Origin of the sequence: Deinococcus frigens DSM 12807 (genome assembly GCF_000701425.1) — a bacterium.
Taxonomy (GTDB): Bacteria; Deinococcota; Deinococci; order Deinococcales; family Deinococcaceae; genus Deinococcus; species Deinococcus frigens.
In genome coordinates, this window is record NZ_JNIW01000033.1 from 24,906 (window position 1) to 40,820 (window position 15,915).

Here is a 15,915-nt window from a genome sequence, read left to right on the forward strand (position 1 = left end):
CTGGCTCAGGGCTGCCTCGTGACCGTCTTAGGTGAAACGACGGTGTAGGCGTCCGGCCCAAAATGCCCACTGAGCTTGAGGATGAGCGCAGGAGTGAGGTGCTGCGCGTCCCATTTCTGAGTCTTGAACATACCTCGGTAAGGATCGAGGGCGAGTTGGAAATCATCGATGCTGGAGAAAAACTTGAAATTGCCATCGTCGTTGTACGATCTAAATTCGACCCGCCCTGGCCTTGCCTGATTGATATTGCTTGTCAAAATGATGTTGCCGCTGTTCAGGAATTCGCCTCCTTGAGTCTTGGTGGACCAATATCCAAAAGTAGGAGTGATGAGGGCATAGATGCCGCCTGACTCGAATATGCCAGTGAATGCGATCTTTTCGGTGGCCCTATCTGGATTCAGGGAATTCAGAATGGCTCCAGCATTGAGCTGCGGTCCAGAAAATCGGAGCGTGTATGAGTACAGGTCGTCGAGTACCCGCCAGTCGTTAGTTTCAATGGCAATGCGAGTTTGCCCAGCGTAGATGGTGGGATTGTTCCAGCCACTCACACGGAGGTCAGCACCTGTGTTGAGGAGGCCACCGATCAGGCTGTCCGTTCGTAGGAACGTCTTCTCTAGGGTACAAAAGTCGGGAGTAGACAGGAAAAGTCGGCTCCAGTACGGTGTTTTCTGCAATGAAAGACACCCAGAGCCGACGCCCCCAGGATAACCTGTTTGACCTTCTGCACCCACACTTCGGTCTTGATCCCCGCAGGCTGGCCGTCCTCAGCGCACTGATCCTCGCCCTCATTGAGGCTCGAACCGTCGTCCTGTGGCAACTGCTGCCGATCATTCATCTGGATGGCAGCGAAAATACCGTCTACAAGAGGCTGAAACGCTTTCTTCAATTTGAGCTGGATCAGCTCTTGATCGCTCGCTTCGTCTTGTCCTTTCTCCAGGATCAGAAGCAGTTGCTTCTGATCCTGGATCGCACGAATTGGAAATGGGGCAAGCAACACCTCAATATTCTGATTTTGAGCGTCTCCTGGCGCACGTTTGCGCTTCCTATCGCGTGGGTGTTGCTGCCGCATGGTGGCAACAGCAACACGGCCACCCGAATTGCATTGGTCAAAAGTGTTCTTCCGCTTCTGGACGGCAAAAAGCTGTCCTTGCTGGCAGACCGTGAATTCATCGGGCAGGATTGGTTTCAGACTTTGAAGCGCTTCAAGATTGCGCCGTGTATCCGCTTGAAAGCGGATACGAGGGTGGGTGGCATGGAAGTGTGGGCCATCTTCAAAAAGCTTGAACTTGGCGAATACCGCTGCTGGCATCAACGCATGAAGATTTACGGCGTGAAATTGCGCGTGCTGGCTTGCAAAAACCATAAGGGTGACACGCTGTATCTGGCGTATCACGGACGGGCAGAGCAGGCGATTAAGCGCTATGCCCTCAGGTGGGGGTGCGAAACGATGCATCAGGCGATGAAATCCAGAGGATTTCATTTGGAAGATAGCCGTGTGACCGACACTGGGCGGATGACTACCCTGTTCGGTGTGGTGGTTCTGGCCTTTGTGTGGTGCTGCCTGATTGGAGAGCAGGAGGAGAGCCGCGAACCGACAGAAAAGTTGGCGCACGGCTATCCGCCCAAGAGCCTGTTCCGTCGAGGCTTAGATGCGTTACAGCGGGCATTGCGGGATTTGGGGTTTGGAAAAAGAACGTCTGGGCCGAGCTTTATCCAGCTTCTTGCTGCTTTTGTACCCTAGAGAAAGGAACGTCTTCCCGTCCTGAATCAAAGTGGTCCCCGGCCACTGGGCGGTACTGAGCGGGAAGCTTGCCCTCGGCGCACCCGGAACGGTGACGGTGGCCTCGCTCGCCGGGCCGCTGATCTTGCCGCCCGCCTTCTGAACCGCTTCCTTCAACTGCTGGAAATCCAGATAGCTGGACGCCCCGGCATTCTCTGTATGTCCGTAAATGCTCCGCACCTGCGCCAGCCCCTGCGGCAGCGCCGAGAAGAGGGCGGTGGCCAGCAGCGCGCTCAGCACGCCCGCCTTGCCCAGCGCCGGAACCGTATGTACGTCCAGCATGCCCGCGCGAACCTGCACGGGTGCGCCGAGTTCGCGCAGCGTCTGACGCTCGGCCTCCTGCGGGTTCAGGCCCGCCAGCCGGAATTCCTGGCAGCGTTCGGCAATGTGGCCTTCCAACTCGGCCTGCAACTCGCGCCGCGCCCGGCCCCACAAGCCGCGCGTGGCCTGCCGCACGTACCGTTCTGTCCCTTTCACTTCATGCCTCCGGCCCGGGTCCACAGCCTGCCCAACTGCTGCGTGAAGGTCTCGAATTCGGCGCGGCGGACGGCCAGCTCGCGTCCGCCACTCTCAGTCAGAGTGTAGGCCTTGACTGGGCTGCCGCTGCGTGGGCCACTTCTGAATTCGCCCTGCACGAAACCCGCCTTCTCCAGCCGGTGCAGCGCCGGGTACAGGCTGCCCACCTTCAGGTCAAAATAGCCGTCGGTGGCGTCCTGGGCCAGTTTGCTGATCTCCAGGCCGTACTTGGGCGGTCCCTGGATGATGCTCAGCAGGATCAGGTCGAGGTGACCGCGCAGCAGATTGGCGTCGGGCGGGGTGGGTGGGGGCATAAACATGGGTGGACCTCCTATGTATTGGATTCCTCTATCGCGTTCCTATACATTGCTCCGGGAAGGTCTGGAATGTCAAGTCCCGTGCCTATGCGTAACCCTCTTCACGGTGCCGCCCCGAGTTCGTATAGTACAAACTCACTTATGGCCCGTCCCCGCACCATTACCGACGAACAGATCGTGGAGGCGGCCCGCGAGGTTTTTCTGGAACAGGGCTTCGCTGCCACCACCGCCGAGATCGCGCGCCGCGCTGGAATCTCGGAGGGCACGCTGTTCAAGCGCTACGCCAGCAAGGAGGACCTGTTCGAGGCGGCGGTGGGCCTGCACGATTACGCCCACTGGCGCGCGGCCCTGCTGGCACGGCTGGGCCACGGCGAGGTCCGGCTGAATCTGGAACTGGCCTTTATGGAATTTCTGAAGGAGGCCGCCGCCATCATTCCCAACCTGATGACGGTCCTGTCACGCGGGCACGATCCCGAGCACAACCGCATCCTGGAGCGGCTGGGCAACCCGGTGCGCCAGGACGCGGAGGTGCTGGCCCGCTACCTGCGCGCCGAACTGGGCCTGGGCCGGGTGCGCCCGCTGGACGCCGAGGTCACGGCCCTGACCATCCTGGGCGCACTGACCACCTACGTCCATCAGGAACACATGATGATTCAGACCGGGCGCGAACCGATGGACGCCGGGCGCTTCGTGCGCGGGCTGCTGGACCTGCTGTGGCCGGGGCTGGCCCCGTGATTGGCCCCGTGACCGCCGCGCGCCAAAGTTCCGGATCGCCCTCACCTTTGCAAGATGACCTGAACGGCGCCGAGGGTGTACCATCTTGCCCGAAAGTAAGTGGTCACTCTACAAACTCCCTTTCGACGCTGACGCACTTCTCCCTTCTTCCGAGGTTCATTCCATGACGCAACGTTTCCCCACGCTTTTTCTCTCGGCGCTGCTGGGCCTGGGGCTACTGGGCCAGGGCCACGCGCAGACCGCGCCGCCCGCGCCCACACCGCCCGCCCTGCAACAGACCTCCGCCGCCCCGGCCCAATTTCAGACCGCGCCACTGACGTTAAGTGATGTGCTGGCGCTGCTGCGGCAGTCGCCGGGCTGGCAGTCGGCGGACCTGAGCTACCGCGCCGCACAGCTTGCGCTTGCCAGCGCCCGCACCCGCGCGGGCCTGTCATTAACTGTGGGAGCCGACAGCAACCTGAGCCGGGTGCCCTGGGACACCGGCGAGTGGAAGGGCAGCGCCACCGTGAACATCGGGGCGTCCCTGAACGTGCTGCCGTGGTCCCCCGCGCGGGAGGCGGTCCGCAGCGCCGAGCGAGCGCTGGCGGCGGCGGCGGTGGACCTCCGCAACAGCCGCGCCACGCTGACCATCCAGGCCGCGCAGGCCTTTGCCGGGGCGCGCAGCGCCGTGACCGGGGTGGCCCTGGCCGACGCGCAACTGGCCCTGAGTACCCGGCTGCGGGCGGTAGCCGACGAGCAGCGCGCCCAGAACCTGATTACAGAAGAAGCGGTGCTGGAGCGGCAATCGGCGCTGGAATCGGCGGGGGCGGCGCGGGACAGGGCGGCGCGCGGCGTGAATCTGGCGGCGGCGCAACTGACCCGCGTACTGGGGCAGCCGCTGACCCTACCCACGGATCTGGGCGGTTTCGGCCCACTGCCCAACCTGACTCCCTCGGGGGATCTGAACACGCTGCTGTCGCGCGCCCTGAGCGCCCGCCCGGAAATCGCCAGGGCCGAGGTCTCGCTGGCCGACGCGCAGGCTGCTCTGGCCACCGCGCAGCGCAACGCCCGCCTGCCGGATCTGAGCGCCAGCGTGCGCGCCGGGCAGCTCAGCGACGGCCAGGGCGGCTCCGGCAAGATCGTCAGCGCCAGCCTGAACTCTGGAACCGGCGTGCTGGGCGTGCAGGCCAGCCTTCCCCTGAAGGACACCGGCGAGATTCCCAGTGGGATCAGCCTGTCCCTGAGCGGCAGCTACACCCTGCTGGGCGGCGCGGCAGCCGGGGAACTGGCGCAGGCGGGTCAGGGGGTGCGACAGGCGGAACTGGGCCTGAGCAGCGCGCGGCAGGGCGTGGACCTCGATGTCCGCACCCGCCTGTCGGACTATCAGGATCAGGTGGGCGGGCTGACCAGCCTGGGGACCGCGCTGACCCGTGCCCAGACCGCCCTGGCGAGCGCCCGCGCCCGCGTGGACGCCGGACTGGCCACACCGCTGGACGTCGATCAGGCCGCGCTGGGCGTGACGCAGGCGCAGAACGCCGTGGACGCGCAACAGGCGGCGGTAGAACTGGCCGCGCTGCAACTGCTCCAGGCCACCGGCGAGCTGGACCCAGTGTTGCTGGGTCAGCTTCCGGCCCTGCCCGCACCGCTCTCCCCCACTCCTGTCCAAACTCCCGTCGGGGCACCGGCCCCCCCTGCTTCCACCCCCGAACCCACCCCACCCACCCCTGAATCCACCCCTGAACCCACCACCGTCCCCGGAGGCCAGCCATGACCACCCCCCACACCACTTCCCAGACCACCCGCATCCTGACCGTTCTCCTGGCCCTGGGGCTGGGGCTGGGGCTGGGGCACGCTGCCGCGCAGGACACAGGCAAACTGACCCTGGCCAGCGCCGTGTCCCGCGCCCTGGCGGGGGGGCCGGACGTGACCACTGCCCGCGCCAACCTGCAAAAAGCGCAGGCCAACCTGCGGGCGGTGCGCGCCGATCCCACCAGCATCATCACCACGCTGACGCAGGCCGAGCAGGACAACGCGGCGGCGGCGGTCACGCTGGACGGCACCAAGCTGAACGTGGCCCAGACCGTGATCTCGCAGTATCTCGCCGCCTCCGAGGCGAACGGACGGATTGATCTGAACAGCGCACAGGTGGCGCTGGACAAACGCAATCTGCAAATCGCGCAGGCACGTCTGGCCGCAAAAGTCGCCACCCAGTTGGATGTGAACCGCACTTCCACCAGCCTGAACAGCAACACCCAGGAACTGGCCGACGCGCAGGCGCAGTTGCCGGTGCTGAAGTCACAACTGGCCCGCACCCTGGGCCTGCCCACAGGAACGGCGCTGACCCTGGCCGATCCGCCCGCGCCGCCCAAAATGGACGCCAGCCTCGCCACCTTGCAGGCCGGGCTGGACAAGCGCCTGCCCTCGCTGAGTCAGGCGACCAACGGCCTGAGCCTTGCGGCCTTGCAGGTCAAACTGGCCGACAACGACTACACGCCCGCCCGCACCCTGGAAGACGCCCGCACCGCTCAGGCCAACGCCCGGCGCAGCCTGGACGACGCGGTGAAGGCCGCCGGAATTGGTGTGCGCGACGCCTACCGCGCGGTGCAGAACGCCCAGGAAGGGGTAGACATCGCCCGCCAGCAGCGCAGCAATGCCCAGACCACCCTGAGCCAGGCCCGCGCCCGCCTGAAGGCCGGGACCGCCGCCGCCGTGGAAGTCCAGCAGGCCGAGGTCCAGGCCCAGCAGGCCGACTTTGCCGTGACCCAGGCGCAGGGCGGCCTGTGGAAGGCGCTCGCGGCGCTGGGGGCGGCCTCCGGTGTGGACGTGACCGGACTGGCAAAATGAGCTGGACTGGAAAGATGAGCTGGACCAGAAACATGACACGCCTGATTCCTGTGGTGGCCCTGACCGCGCTGCTGGTGGGCTGTTCGCGGCCCGGACAGGACGCCAAACCTGCGGGCAACGACCTGAACACCGCTCCTGCCAAGACCACGGTCCTGCGGGTGCAGGTGGTCACCGCCAGGCAGGGCACCCTGACCGTGCAGCGCAGTTCCAGCGCCATCATCGCGGCCCAGAAGGACTCGCAGGTCGCCACCCAGAGCGGCGGCACGGTCACGCGCGTGCTGGTGGGCGAGGGCGAGCAGGTGGGCGCAGGGGCGGTGGTGGTGCAGCTCGACGACACCCAGCAGCGGCAGGCGCTGGAAAACGCGAAGTTGCAGGTCCAGCAGGCCCAGATCAACTTGCAGCAGACCCGGAACACAGCCGCCAACGCGGGCGCGTCGCTGACCTCCGCCGTGTCCTCCGCCGAGGCGACGCTGGCCCAGGCGCGGCAGAACGCCGGAAGCGCCGAGACGCTGTATGGGCTGGGTGGCATCAGCCTGGCGGACCTTCAGGCGGCGCGGGCCACGCTGGCACAGGCGCAGTCGGGGCTGTCGGCGGCCAGAAACAATCTGGCACAGAACGGGCGCAGCGCGCAGGGCAGCGTGCCCCTGCAACAGGTGGCCCTGGAAACCGCCCAGGCAGGCGTGGGGCAGGCCGAGGAAAACCTGGCGCGCACAGGGGTCAGGGCACCCTTTGCCGGGATCGTGGCCAGCATCGCCGCAAAGGCGGGCGAATTCGCCGGACAGGGCGCCCCGGTCTTCCGGCTGGTGGACCCCGGCAGCATTCGCGCCAAGTTCAGCGTTCCCAGCAGCGACGCCTTCGCCCTGGCCGACGGGACCAGACTGAACCTGGGCTACGGCGGCGTCAATTACGTGGCCGTGGTGCAGGGCAGCCCCGGCATTGCGGGCGCGGACCGGCTGGTGCCCATCACCGCTCGCGTGCAGGGCGGCGAAAACCTGCCGGTGGGCGCGGCGGCCCAGGTGCGTTACCGTGCCGAGCTGGGCAGCGGCGTGCTGATCCCCAGCAGCGCGGTGCAGGTGGACGGCGGAGAGAACGCCGTGTACGTGGCGGCGGATGGCAGGGCCGAACGCCGGGTGGTCACAGTGATCGCCGAGTCCGGCGGCAAACTGGCCGTCAGCGGCGTGGACCCCGGCCAGTCGGTGATCGACCCGCTGCCCGGCAGCCTTCAGGACGGCGCGGCCATTGCCGTGGATTCCGGGGCGACGTCTGAACCCGGTGGGGCGGACGCCGCTGAACCCGTGGAGAGTGCGCCGTGAGCACCCACGAGTCCGGGGAGCTGAACGCCGTGCGCGGCACGCTGCCCGACGGCACGCCCGAGCCGCTGATCAATCCCTTCGTGCGCTTCAGCGTCCGCAACTACGTCTTTTCCATCGGCATTTTTGTGCTGGTGGCGCTGCTGGGGCTGGTCTCGGTGTTCCGGCTGGGCGTGGAACTGCTGCCCAATTTCGAGGTGCCGGTGCTGGCGGTCAGCACGTCCTACCCCGGCGCGAACCCCGATCAGGTGGACCGCGAGGTCAGCCGCCGCATCGAGGACGCGGTCAGCACCCTGGCCGGGGTGGTGGACATCAACACCACGTCCGTGAGCAACCAGTCGGCGGTGGTGATCACCTTTGCCGACAGCACCGACATCGACTCGGCGGCCAACAGTGTGTCGCAGGCGGTGGCGGCCATCCGGGGAGCGCTGCCGAACGGAGCGAACGCCCCGGTGGTGCAGAAGTTCGACCCCAATGCCACCCCGATCCTGTCGCTGGCCCTGCTGGGCGGCAGCGCCAAACCCGACGACGTGACCTCGTTTGCCGAGGACACGCTGGTGCCCCGATTGGAACGCGTCGAGGGCGTGGCGGACGTGAACCTGTCGGGCGGCCCGGAGCGCAAGATCCAGGTGCTGCTCGATCCGGCCCGCCTCCAGAGTTACAACCTGACGCCCGCGCGCATCACCGGGGCCATCGGCGGCTCGGCGCTGGATCTGCCCGCCGGGACCGTCACGCAGGGCGGCAGCACCACAGGATTTAGCACCCGCAACACCCCGCGCAGCGCCGCCGACGTGGGCCGCATCATCGTCGATCCGGCCACCGGACTGCGGGTGGCTGACGTGGCCAGCGTGCGCGACGGCAGCGCCTCGGCCACCTCGTTCGCGCGGGTCAACGGTCAACCCGCCGTGCTGCTCTCGGTCCGCAAGGCGTCCGGGACCAACTCGGTGGCCGTGACCGACAACGTGCTGGCCGCCATGAAGGCCCAGCGGCTGCCTGCCGGCTATAGCCTGAAGCTGGCCAGCGACACCACCCGCGAGACGCGCGCCACCGTCTCGGACACCTTCAAGGAATTTCTGATCGCGGTGGCCGCCGTGGGCCTGATCTGCCTGCTGTTCCTGGGCCGCCTGAACACAGTGTTTTCTGTGATCCTGGCCATTCCCATCTCGATCAGCGCCGCGCCCCTGCTGTTTGGGCTGCTGGGCTTCACCTTCAACATCATCTCGTTGCTGGCGATCATCGTGGCCATCGGCATTGTGGTGGACGATTCCATCGTGGTGGCCGAGAACGTGCAGCGCTACCGCGACATGGGCTATGGCCAGGTCCGCAGCGTGCTGCTGGGAGCCAGCGAGGTCTTCTCGGCAGTGACCGCCGCGTCGTTCTCGCTGCTGGCGGTCCTGATCCCGCTGAGCTTCTTTCCCGGCATCCTGGGCCAGTTCTTCAGTCAGTTCGGGCTGGGCATCGCCGCTGCGATCACACTGTCGTGGCTGGAAAGCCTGCTGTTCCTGACCGTGCGCCTGGCGTACACCGCCGAGGCCAGGAGCGTGACCTGGGCGGACCTGCCCGGCATCTTCGCCCGCCTGCCGGGGCTGTTCCGGCGTTCGCTGGTGGGCGTGAAGACCCTGCCCGGCCTGCTGGGCCTGGCACTGGGCGGCGCGATTGGTGCCGTGGCGCTGTCCCGTGCGGGCCTGCCCCTGCCAGTCACGCTGGCCCTGGCTGCACTGCTGGCCCCCGCCGTGTGGACGCTGATCCGCTACCTGCTGACCGTGCTGTACGCCGTGCTGGAAGCACTGACCGGCACACTGCACGGCATGACCATCAAGGCGGTCATGGGCGTCGCCCGCGCCTATGCCCGCAGCCTGGGCAGCGCCCTCAAGCGCCCCTGGATCGTGATGGCGGTGGCCCTGGCCTTTCTGTCCAGCGCCGTGCTGGTGGGGCCACGGCTGGGCTTTGCCTTCACGCCCAATTCGGACGGCGGGCTACTGAAGGTGGACCTGACCCTGCCGGTGGGCACCGATCTGAGCACCACCAACGCCGTCACCCGGCAGATCGAGGCCCAACTGCTGGCCAAGCAGGACGTGCGCCTGGTGCAGACCGCCGTAGGCAGCGGCAGCCTGACCGGCGGCAACAGCGCCAACGCGGCTAGCCTGACCGTCACCCTGGTGCCCAAGGAGGAGCGCGCGGGCATCGACAGCGTGAGCGCCGAGTACCGTCAGGAGCTGGAACCCCTGGTGGCGGGCCGGCCTGGCGCGGAACTGACCGTGGCAGCGCAGCAGGGCGGCCCGGGCGGCAGCGCCGACATCACGCTGGCGCTGACGGCCCCCAACCAGGCTCTCCTGCTGGAGCGTAACCGTGAAGTGGCGCGCCTGCTGCGGGCTGATCCCAACATTCGCTCCCTGAAAAGCAGCCTGAGCGCCACCACCCAGGAACGGACCTTTATCCCCGACGCTACCCGCCTGTCCGGCACCGGCCTGAGCGCCAGCGACGTGGCCCAGGCCCTGCGGACCTACAACGACGGCAGCACCGCAGGCAGCGTGCGAGACGGCGATCAGAGCGTGGACATCGTGGTGCGCCTGAATCCCTCACTGATCCGCGACGAGCAGAGCCTGCTCTCCCAGACAGTCTATTCGCCCGCGCTGGCTGCCAACTTGCCCCTCAGCGGGCTGGGCACCTTCCAGGTGGCGCAGGCTCCGGCCACCCTGAGCCGACTGAACAAGGCCTATACCTCCACGCTGGACATCAATCTGATCCAGGGCGGCCCCAATCCGTTCGCGTATCAGGCCGAGCTGGAAAAGCGGGTGGGCGACGCTGGCCTCCTGAAAGACGGCGTGACCCTGGGCAACGCCAGCGCTTTTGGCAGCGCGGGGCTGACCAAGGATCTGGTGTTCTTCGGCCCGATCATCCTGATCACCTCGATTCTGCTGACCTATCTGGTGCTGGGCAGCCAGTTCAATTCGTTCCGCTATCCCATCTACCTGCTGCTGCCGGTGCCCATTGCCGTGGTGGGCGCGCTGTGGACGCTGGGGCTGTTCGGCGTGAATCTGGACGTGATCACGGTGCTGGGCATGGTGATCCTGCTGGGGCTGTCCACCAAGAATTCCATCCTGTACCTGGAATTTGTGACCGAACGCGCCCGCAGCCTGCCGCTGCGCGAGGCGCTGATCGAGGCCGCCGAGCTGCGCTTCCGCCCCATTCTCATGACCACCCTGACTGTACTGGTGATCAGTATTCCGCTGATCCTGGGCCAGGGCGACGGCGCAGAGTTCCGCCGGGGCCTAGGCATCGTGATCCTGGGCGGCGTGGTGACCTCCACCCTGCTGACCTTCTACGTGGTGCCCACAGTCTTCTGGCAGTTCGAGCGCCGCCGCCTGAAGCCCGACGCGCCCGCACCGGTGGGCGGCACGCTGGCACCGGGCGACTGAGCGCCGACTCGTAAAGCGAAAGCCCCCTCCATTGACCGGAGGAGGCTTTCGGTTGGATGCCTAGCCGCCCAGATAACTCGCGGTCAGCTCCGGGTTCTGCGCCAGTTCGCGCGCCGGGCCGCTCAGCTTGACCTCGCCGGTTTCCAGCACGTAGCCGCTGTCGCTGATCGCCAGACTGGCCCGCGCGTTCTGCTCCACCAGCAGCACGGTCACGCCCTCGGCCTGCAACTGCTTGACGATCCGCAGGATGTCGCGCACGATCAACGGCGCGAGGCCCAGCGAGGGTTCGTCCAGCAGCAGCAGGCGGGGCTTGCCCATCAATGCCCGGCCAATCGCCAGCATCTGCTGTTCGCCGCCCGACAGCGTGCCTGCCAGTTGCTTGCGCCGCTCCAGCAGACGCGAAAAGCGCTCGTAGACGTGGTCCAGATCGCCGCGCCACTTTTGCTGGCGGCGGCTGTACGCGCCCAGGGTCAGGTTGTCGGCCACGCTCATGGAGGCGAACAGGTCCCGCCGCTCTGGCACTAAGCTGATGCCGCGCGCCACGCGGGTCTCCAGCGGGATGCCACGCAGCGGCTGGCCCTCGTAGATCAGCTCGCCGGTGCTGGGCAAAATTCCCATCACCGAGTTCATCAGCGTGGTCTTCCCCGCCCCGTTCGCCCCGATCACGCTGACGATGTGCCCGGCGGGAACCTCCAGCGACACGCCGCTCAGCGCCTCCACGCGGCCATAACGGGTATGCAGATCACGCACTTCAAGAAGATTGGAGGTCACGCCGCGCCCTCTTCTTCCATGTCCACACCCAGGTAAGCCTCGCGCACATCCGCATTGTCACGCACCTGTTGCGGCGAGCCCTCGGCCAGCTTCTCGCCGTAGTTCATGACCACCAGCCGGTCAACCAGACCCATCACCAGGTCCATGTCGTGTTCGACGAGCAGGATGGTGATACCCTCCTCACGCAGTTTTCTGAGCAGCGCCACCAGCTCTGCCTTCTCGCCGTAGCGCAGCCCGGCGGCGGGTTCGTCCAGCAGCAGCAGCGTCGGATCGGCCACCAGCGCGCGGGCGATTTCCAGCACCCGTTGCTGACCCAGCGCCAGATTCCCGGCAAGCGTGAACGCCTGCGCGCCCAGCCCGACGCGTTCCAGTTGGCGCAGCGCCTCGTGTTGCAGAGCCGCCTCCTCCCCGCGTTCCAGGTGCAGCAGACTGCGGACGATGCCCGCCCTTCCCCGCGCGTAGCCGCCCATCATGGTGTTCTCCAGCAACGTCAGGTCCGGCAGCAGGTGAACGTGCTGGAAGGTGCGGCTCAGGCCCAGGCGGTGAATCTGCCCTGCGCTGCGGCGGCTGATGTCCTGGCCCATGAACGAGATCTGTCCGGACGTGGCCGGGTTGACCCCCGTGATCAGGTTGAACATGGTGCTTTTTCCCGCACCATTGGGGCCGATCAGCCCCAGGATTTCCCCGGCCTGAAGGTCAAACGACACGTCGCCCACCGCACGCAGCCCACCGAACTGCTTGACGGCGTGCTGGACACTCAGAAGCGGCGTGCCGGGCGCGGGTCTGGCCCGTTGCGAGAGCTTTTCTCTCTGCGGCAGAATGCGAATGCCCTCCTGGGGCAACAAGCGTTCCAGCAGCGGCCACAGCCCCTGCCGCGCGAATTGCAGCACTAGGATGACCAGCGCCCCGAACACGATTACCTCGAAATTGCCCTGCTGGCCCAGTAAGCCGGGCAGGATGTCGCGCAGTTGCTCCCTGATCTGCGTGATCAGGCCCGCGCCCATCACGCCGCCCCAGACGTGCTGCGAGCCGCCCACCACCGCCATGAACAGGTATTCGATGCCTGCTTGCAAACCAAACGGCGTGGGATTTACGAAGCGCTGGCTGTGCGCGTAGAGCCAGCCCGCCAGCGCGGCCATCAGCGCCGCGAGGATGAACACCTGCACCCGCAGGCCGAAGGCGGACACCCCGAACGCCTCGGCCACCAGCGGCCCGCCGCGCAGCGCCCGCATGGCCCGGCCTGTGCGGCTGGACAGCAGAAACTGTGCGCCCAGCGCCACGAGTCCCAGGCAGATCAAGGCCAGATACGCGAAGTTACGCGGCGAGGTCAACTCCAGACCGAAGACGGAAATCGGCGGAATGTCGGTCAGGCCAGTGAAACCGCCCAGCGCCGGGGTATTGCCGAACACGTAGAACAGACTGATGCCCCAGGCAATCGTGGCCAGCGGCAGGTAATGGCCCTGCATCCTCAGCGTCAGCAGGCCGAGGAACCACGCGATCAGGCCCGTGACCAGCAGCGAAACGGGCAGCGACAGCCATGGATTCCAGCCCATCTGCGCGGTCAGCACGGCAGTGGTGTACGCGCCCACGCCCATGAACGCCGCCTGCCCGAAACTGGTCAGCCCCAGAATCCCCGTCAGCAGCACCAGCCCAGTCACGACGATGGAAAAGATCAGGATGTTGGTCAGCAGCGTGACCTGAAACAGCGGCAACAGCAGCGGCAGCGACAGCGCGATCAGCACGGCGGCCACGCTCAGGCCCAGGCGAAAGGAAGATTTCGGAACTGTTTGAGACGGGATCATTCCTCGTCCTCCGGGATATGGCGTGTGGTCAATGAGCGCCACAGCAACACGGGCAGGATCAGTGTGAACACAATCACTTCCTTCCAGGCCGAGAGGCTAAACGATGCGAAGCTCTCGATCAATCCCACCAGAATGGCTCCTGCCGCTGCCAGCGGGTAACTGACCAGCCCACCGATAATTGCGCCCACGAAACCCTTGAGGCCGATCAGGAAGCCGCTGTCATAGGTGACGGCCACGCTGGGGCCGATCAGCACGCCGCCCAGCGCCCCAATCAGGGCGGCCAGCGTGAAGGTCAGCATCCCCGCCGAGGACGGACTGATGCCCACCAGCCGCGCGCCCAGCCGGTTGACGGCGGTGGCCCGCAGCGCCTTGCCGGGCATGGTGCGCTCGAAAAACAGGTACAGCCCCAGCATCAGCGCCGCCGAAGCCACGATTACCAGCAGGCTCTGCCAGCTCAGCGTGACCTGTCCCAGCGTCAAATTGCCCTCGAAAAAGGCCGGGGTGCGCGAACCTTCCGGGCCGAAGAAGACGAGTGCAAGGCCAGTCAGCACCAGATGGAGTGCGACGGAGGCGATCAGCAGGACCAGAACCGTGGCGTTCTGGAGCGGCTGGTAGACGACGCGGTAAAGAAGCGGTCCGAGTGGGGCCACCAGTCCCAGAGTCAGGATCACCTGCACCCACAGCGGAGCCTTGAGCGGGGCCAGCCAGTCGGTCACCGCCCAGGTGCCCACGCCCAGCAGCGCCGCGACTCCCACCGTCACCAATCCCCTTCGTGCCTGCCCGTTCCTTGCCAGTGAGAAGGCCTCCATCAGCGCGGCAATGCCCAGCAGCGCCAGCACCAGCCACAGCGTTCCCGGCGTGCGGCCCAGTTGCAACGTGGCCAGCGTGAGCGTGCCGAAGACCACAAATTCGCCCTGTGGAATAAAAATCACGCGCGTGACGGCGAAAACCAGCACCAGCGCCAGCGCCAGCAGCGCGTAGACCGCCCCGTTGGTCAGTCCGTCTGCTGCCAGAATCGGGAAGATGGTGGGGTCAAAGATCTGCATCTGACTCCAGATCAGCCCATGCAAACTTGCCCAACACTCGTTTGGTTGTCATTGCCTGCCACCATACGGAGTTTCTGGCGGCTGGACAAGCTGGAGAGGAAGCGCGGCGATGCTGAGCGATCTCACTTCACCTCTTGAAAGTCGCTTCCATTCTGGAAACATTTTATTGATGGGGTCAAAGAGCCGTTAAGCTGAGAATTATGACCCAGACAACATTGACGCTCGCCATTTTGGGAGGGACAGGCCGCACCGGACGCCTGCTGATTGATCAGGCACTGGATCAGAACTATTCCCTGCGCGTGCTGGCGCGTGATCCCAGCAAACTGCACCGTCAAGATGAACGGCTAGAGTTGGTACAGGGCGACGCCATGAATGCGGCAGACATTGAGCGCTTACTCACGGGCAGCGACGTCGTGCTGAGCGCCCTGGGGCAGACCAAGGGTGGCCCGAACGAGTTGCTGACCCGCGCCGCCGAGCTGCTGACCCAGCAAATGCCCCAGCACGGGGTCAGGCGACTAATCACCCTTGTCGGTGCGGGCGTACCGTTCCCCGGCGACACCCCAAAACTGGTGGATAAGGTGTTCCGCACCCTGCTGAAAGTGCTGCAACCCGCCGTCCTGAACGACGCCGAGGCCCACGCCGAACTGATTCGGGCCTCCTCCCTGGACTGGACCATCGTGCGGGGGCCGATGCTCACGGAAGGCTCCGCCGTGCCGCTGCTGGTGGGACGGGTGGGCGAAATCCGGCCCCGTGTGACCCGCGCCAGCGTCGCCCAGTTCATGCTGGCCCAGGTGAGCAGTGACCAGCACGTGGGTCAGGCTCCGGCCATCAGCAATTGAGGGGCGAGGAGTGTCATGGGTTTTTTGAAAGCCCCTTTTGACCCCCAGTTGACCTCCTGCCAACCCTGATTTTCAAAAGCACGGACATCACAGGCGACTTGCCCGGCCCGGAAGGTCCAAAATGGGGCTAAAATGGCATTAAATGCTGTCTCAGACGGCGTTTCTTCATTATACATAAAAATGCATAAAACTTGATGTCCAGAAATGGCAGCAGGAAGGCCGTGAAGGCTCTAGCAGAAGGCTGATCGGACAGAGAGGCGTGAATTTTCTATCATGACGCTCCATGGCGCTCTGGTGAGCGTACAGAGGGTTTGGCGGGGCGGGCCGGGACCGATTGGCCCCCGAAAGTTCGTTTTTTGACAATTTTGGGACGACTGGGAAAATGGGGCAGCCGGAAAGTTCTCAGCAGCGCCCTGATGATGATCTTTTAGAGCTTTTAAAAGCTTTTAAAAAGATTTGATGATCATCATCAGGGGCGGCGAGCGAAAGCCCAGAAACACGGCGTTTTTCGGTTTTTTCGCCTGAGTTGTCCGGTACTTGTAAGACCCAATCGCCTG

13 protein-coding genes are annotated in these 15,915 nt (G+C 65.5%); 7 read left to right on the forward strand and 6 right to left on the reverse strand.

Annotation, left to right across the window (positions count from 1 at the left end; translation table 11 throughout):
- Positions 1–5: 5 nt before the first annotated feature.
- Positions 6–548 carry a hypothetical protein gene (locus Q322_RS0112200; protein ID WP_029478192.1) on the reverse strand — a complete coding sequence of 181 codons (543 nt, stop codon included), beginning with the start codon at positions 546–548 and terminating at the stop codon, positions 6–8.
- Between the two features lie 125 nt (positions 549–673).
- On the opposite strand from Q322_RS0112200, the gene Q322_RS22495 reads away from it, so the two are divergent.
- A complete protein-coding gene (locus tag Q322_RS22495; RefSeq protein WP_084147970.1) occupies positions 674–1,741 on the forward strand; it encodes an IS4 family transposase in 1,068 nt (355 codons plus the stop codon).
- Here the strand turns inward: Q322_RS22495 and Q322_RS23385 are convergent.
- Positions 1,655–2,257, reverse strand: coding sequence for a permease prefix domain 1-containing protein (locus Q322_RS23385; RefSeq protein WP_029478194.1), 603 nt, complete (start codon positions 2,255–2,257; stop codon positions 1,655–1,657). The two genes, Q322_RS22495 and Q322_RS23385, sit on opposite strands and share 87 nt — an antisense overlap.
- Positions 2,254–2,610 (reverse strand): PadR family transcriptional regulator, encoded by a 357-nt coding sequence (locus Q322_RS0112215; RefSeq protein ID WP_029478195.1) that lies wholly within the window; start codon positions 2,608–2,610, stop codon positions 2,254–2,256. The genes Q322_RS23385 and Q322_RS0112215 overlap by 4 nt, the downstream gene beginning before the upstream one ends.
- 144 nt (positions 2,611–2,754) lie before the next feature.
- On the opposite strand from Q322_RS0112215, the gene Q322_RS0112220 reads away from it, so the two are divergent.
- The 5 genes from Q322_RS0112220 to Q322_RS0112240 all read left to right on the forward strand — a co-directional run bounded on the left by Q322_RS0112220 (position 2,755) and on the right by Q322_RS0112240 (position 10,900).
- A complete protein-coding gene (locus Q322_RS0112220) occupies positions 2,755–3,348 on the forward strand; it encodes a TetR/AcrR family transcriptional regulator (protein WP_029478196.1) in 594 nt (197 codons plus the stop codon).
- A gap of 163 nt (positions 3,349–3,511) precedes the next feature.
- Positions 3,512–5,098, forward strand: a complete 1,587-nt coding sequence (locus Q322_RS0112225; protein WP_156953028.1) for a TolC family protein — start codon at positions 3,512–3,514, stop codon at positions 5,096–5,098.
- On the forward strand, positions 5,095–6,171 hold the full coding sequence (locus Q322_RS0112230) for a TolC family protein (RefSeq protein WP_051668497.1): 1,077 nt from the start codon (positions 5,095–5,097) through the stop codon (positions 6,169–6,171). Before Q322_RS0112225 ends, Q322_RS0112230 begins: the two co-directional genes overlap by 4 nt.
- Before the next feature lie 14 nt (positions 6,172–6,185).
- On the forward strand, positions 6,186–7,484 hold the full coding sequence (locus Q322_RS0112235) for an efflux RND transporter periplasmic adaptor subunit (protein WP_245593244.1): 1,299 nt from the start codon (positions 6,186–6,188) through the stop codon (positions 7,482–7,484).
- Complete coding sequence (locus Q322_RS0112240) at positions 7,481–10,900, forward strand: efflux RND transporter permease subunit (protein WP_029478200.1); 3,420 nt, start codon at positions 7,481–7,483, stop codon at positions 10,898–10,900. Before Q322_RS0112235 ends, Q322_RS0112240 begins: the two co-directional genes overlap by 4 nt.
- Before the next feature lie 60 nt (positions 10,901–10,960).
- Here Q322_RS0112240 and Q322_RS0112245 read toward each other — a convergent pair whose 3' ends face one another.
- The 3 genes from Q322_RS0112245 to Q322_RS0112255 are packed head-to-tail and all read right to left on the reverse strand — an operon-like array spanning position 10,961 to position 14,519.
- Entirely contained in the window at positions 10,961–11,671 is a 711-nt protein-coding gene (locus tag Q322_RS0112245; protein WP_029478201.1) for an ABC transporter ATP-binding protein, read from the reverse strand.
- Positions 11,668–13,473 carry a branched-chain amino acid ABC transporter ATP-binding protein/permease gene (locus tag Q322_RS0112250; RefSeq protein ID WP_029478202.1) on the reverse strand — a complete coding sequence of 602 codons (1,806 nt, stop codon included), beginning with the start codon at positions 13,471–13,473 and terminating at the stop codon, positions 11,668–11,670. The genes Q322_RS0112245 and Q322_RS0112250 overlap by 4 nt, the downstream gene beginning before the upstream one ends.
- On the reverse strand, positions 13,470–14,519 hold the full coding sequence (locus tag Q322_RS0112255; protein ID WP_029478203.1) for a branched-chain amino acid ABC transporter permease: 1,050 nt from the start codon (positions 14,517–14,519) through the stop codon (positions 13,470–13,472). Before Q322_RS0112255 ends, Q322_RS0112250 begins: the two co-directional genes overlap by 4 nt.
- 200 nt (positions 14,520–14,719) lie before the next feature.
- On the opposite strand from Q322_RS0112255, the gene Q322_RS0112260 reads away from it, so the two are divergent.
- Entirely contained in the window at positions 14,720–15,358 is a 639-nt protein-coding gene (locus Q322_RS0112260) for an NAD(P)-dependent oxidoreductase (RefSeq protein WP_245593245.1), read from the forward strand.
- Positions 15,359–15,915 lie beyond the last annotated feature (557 nt).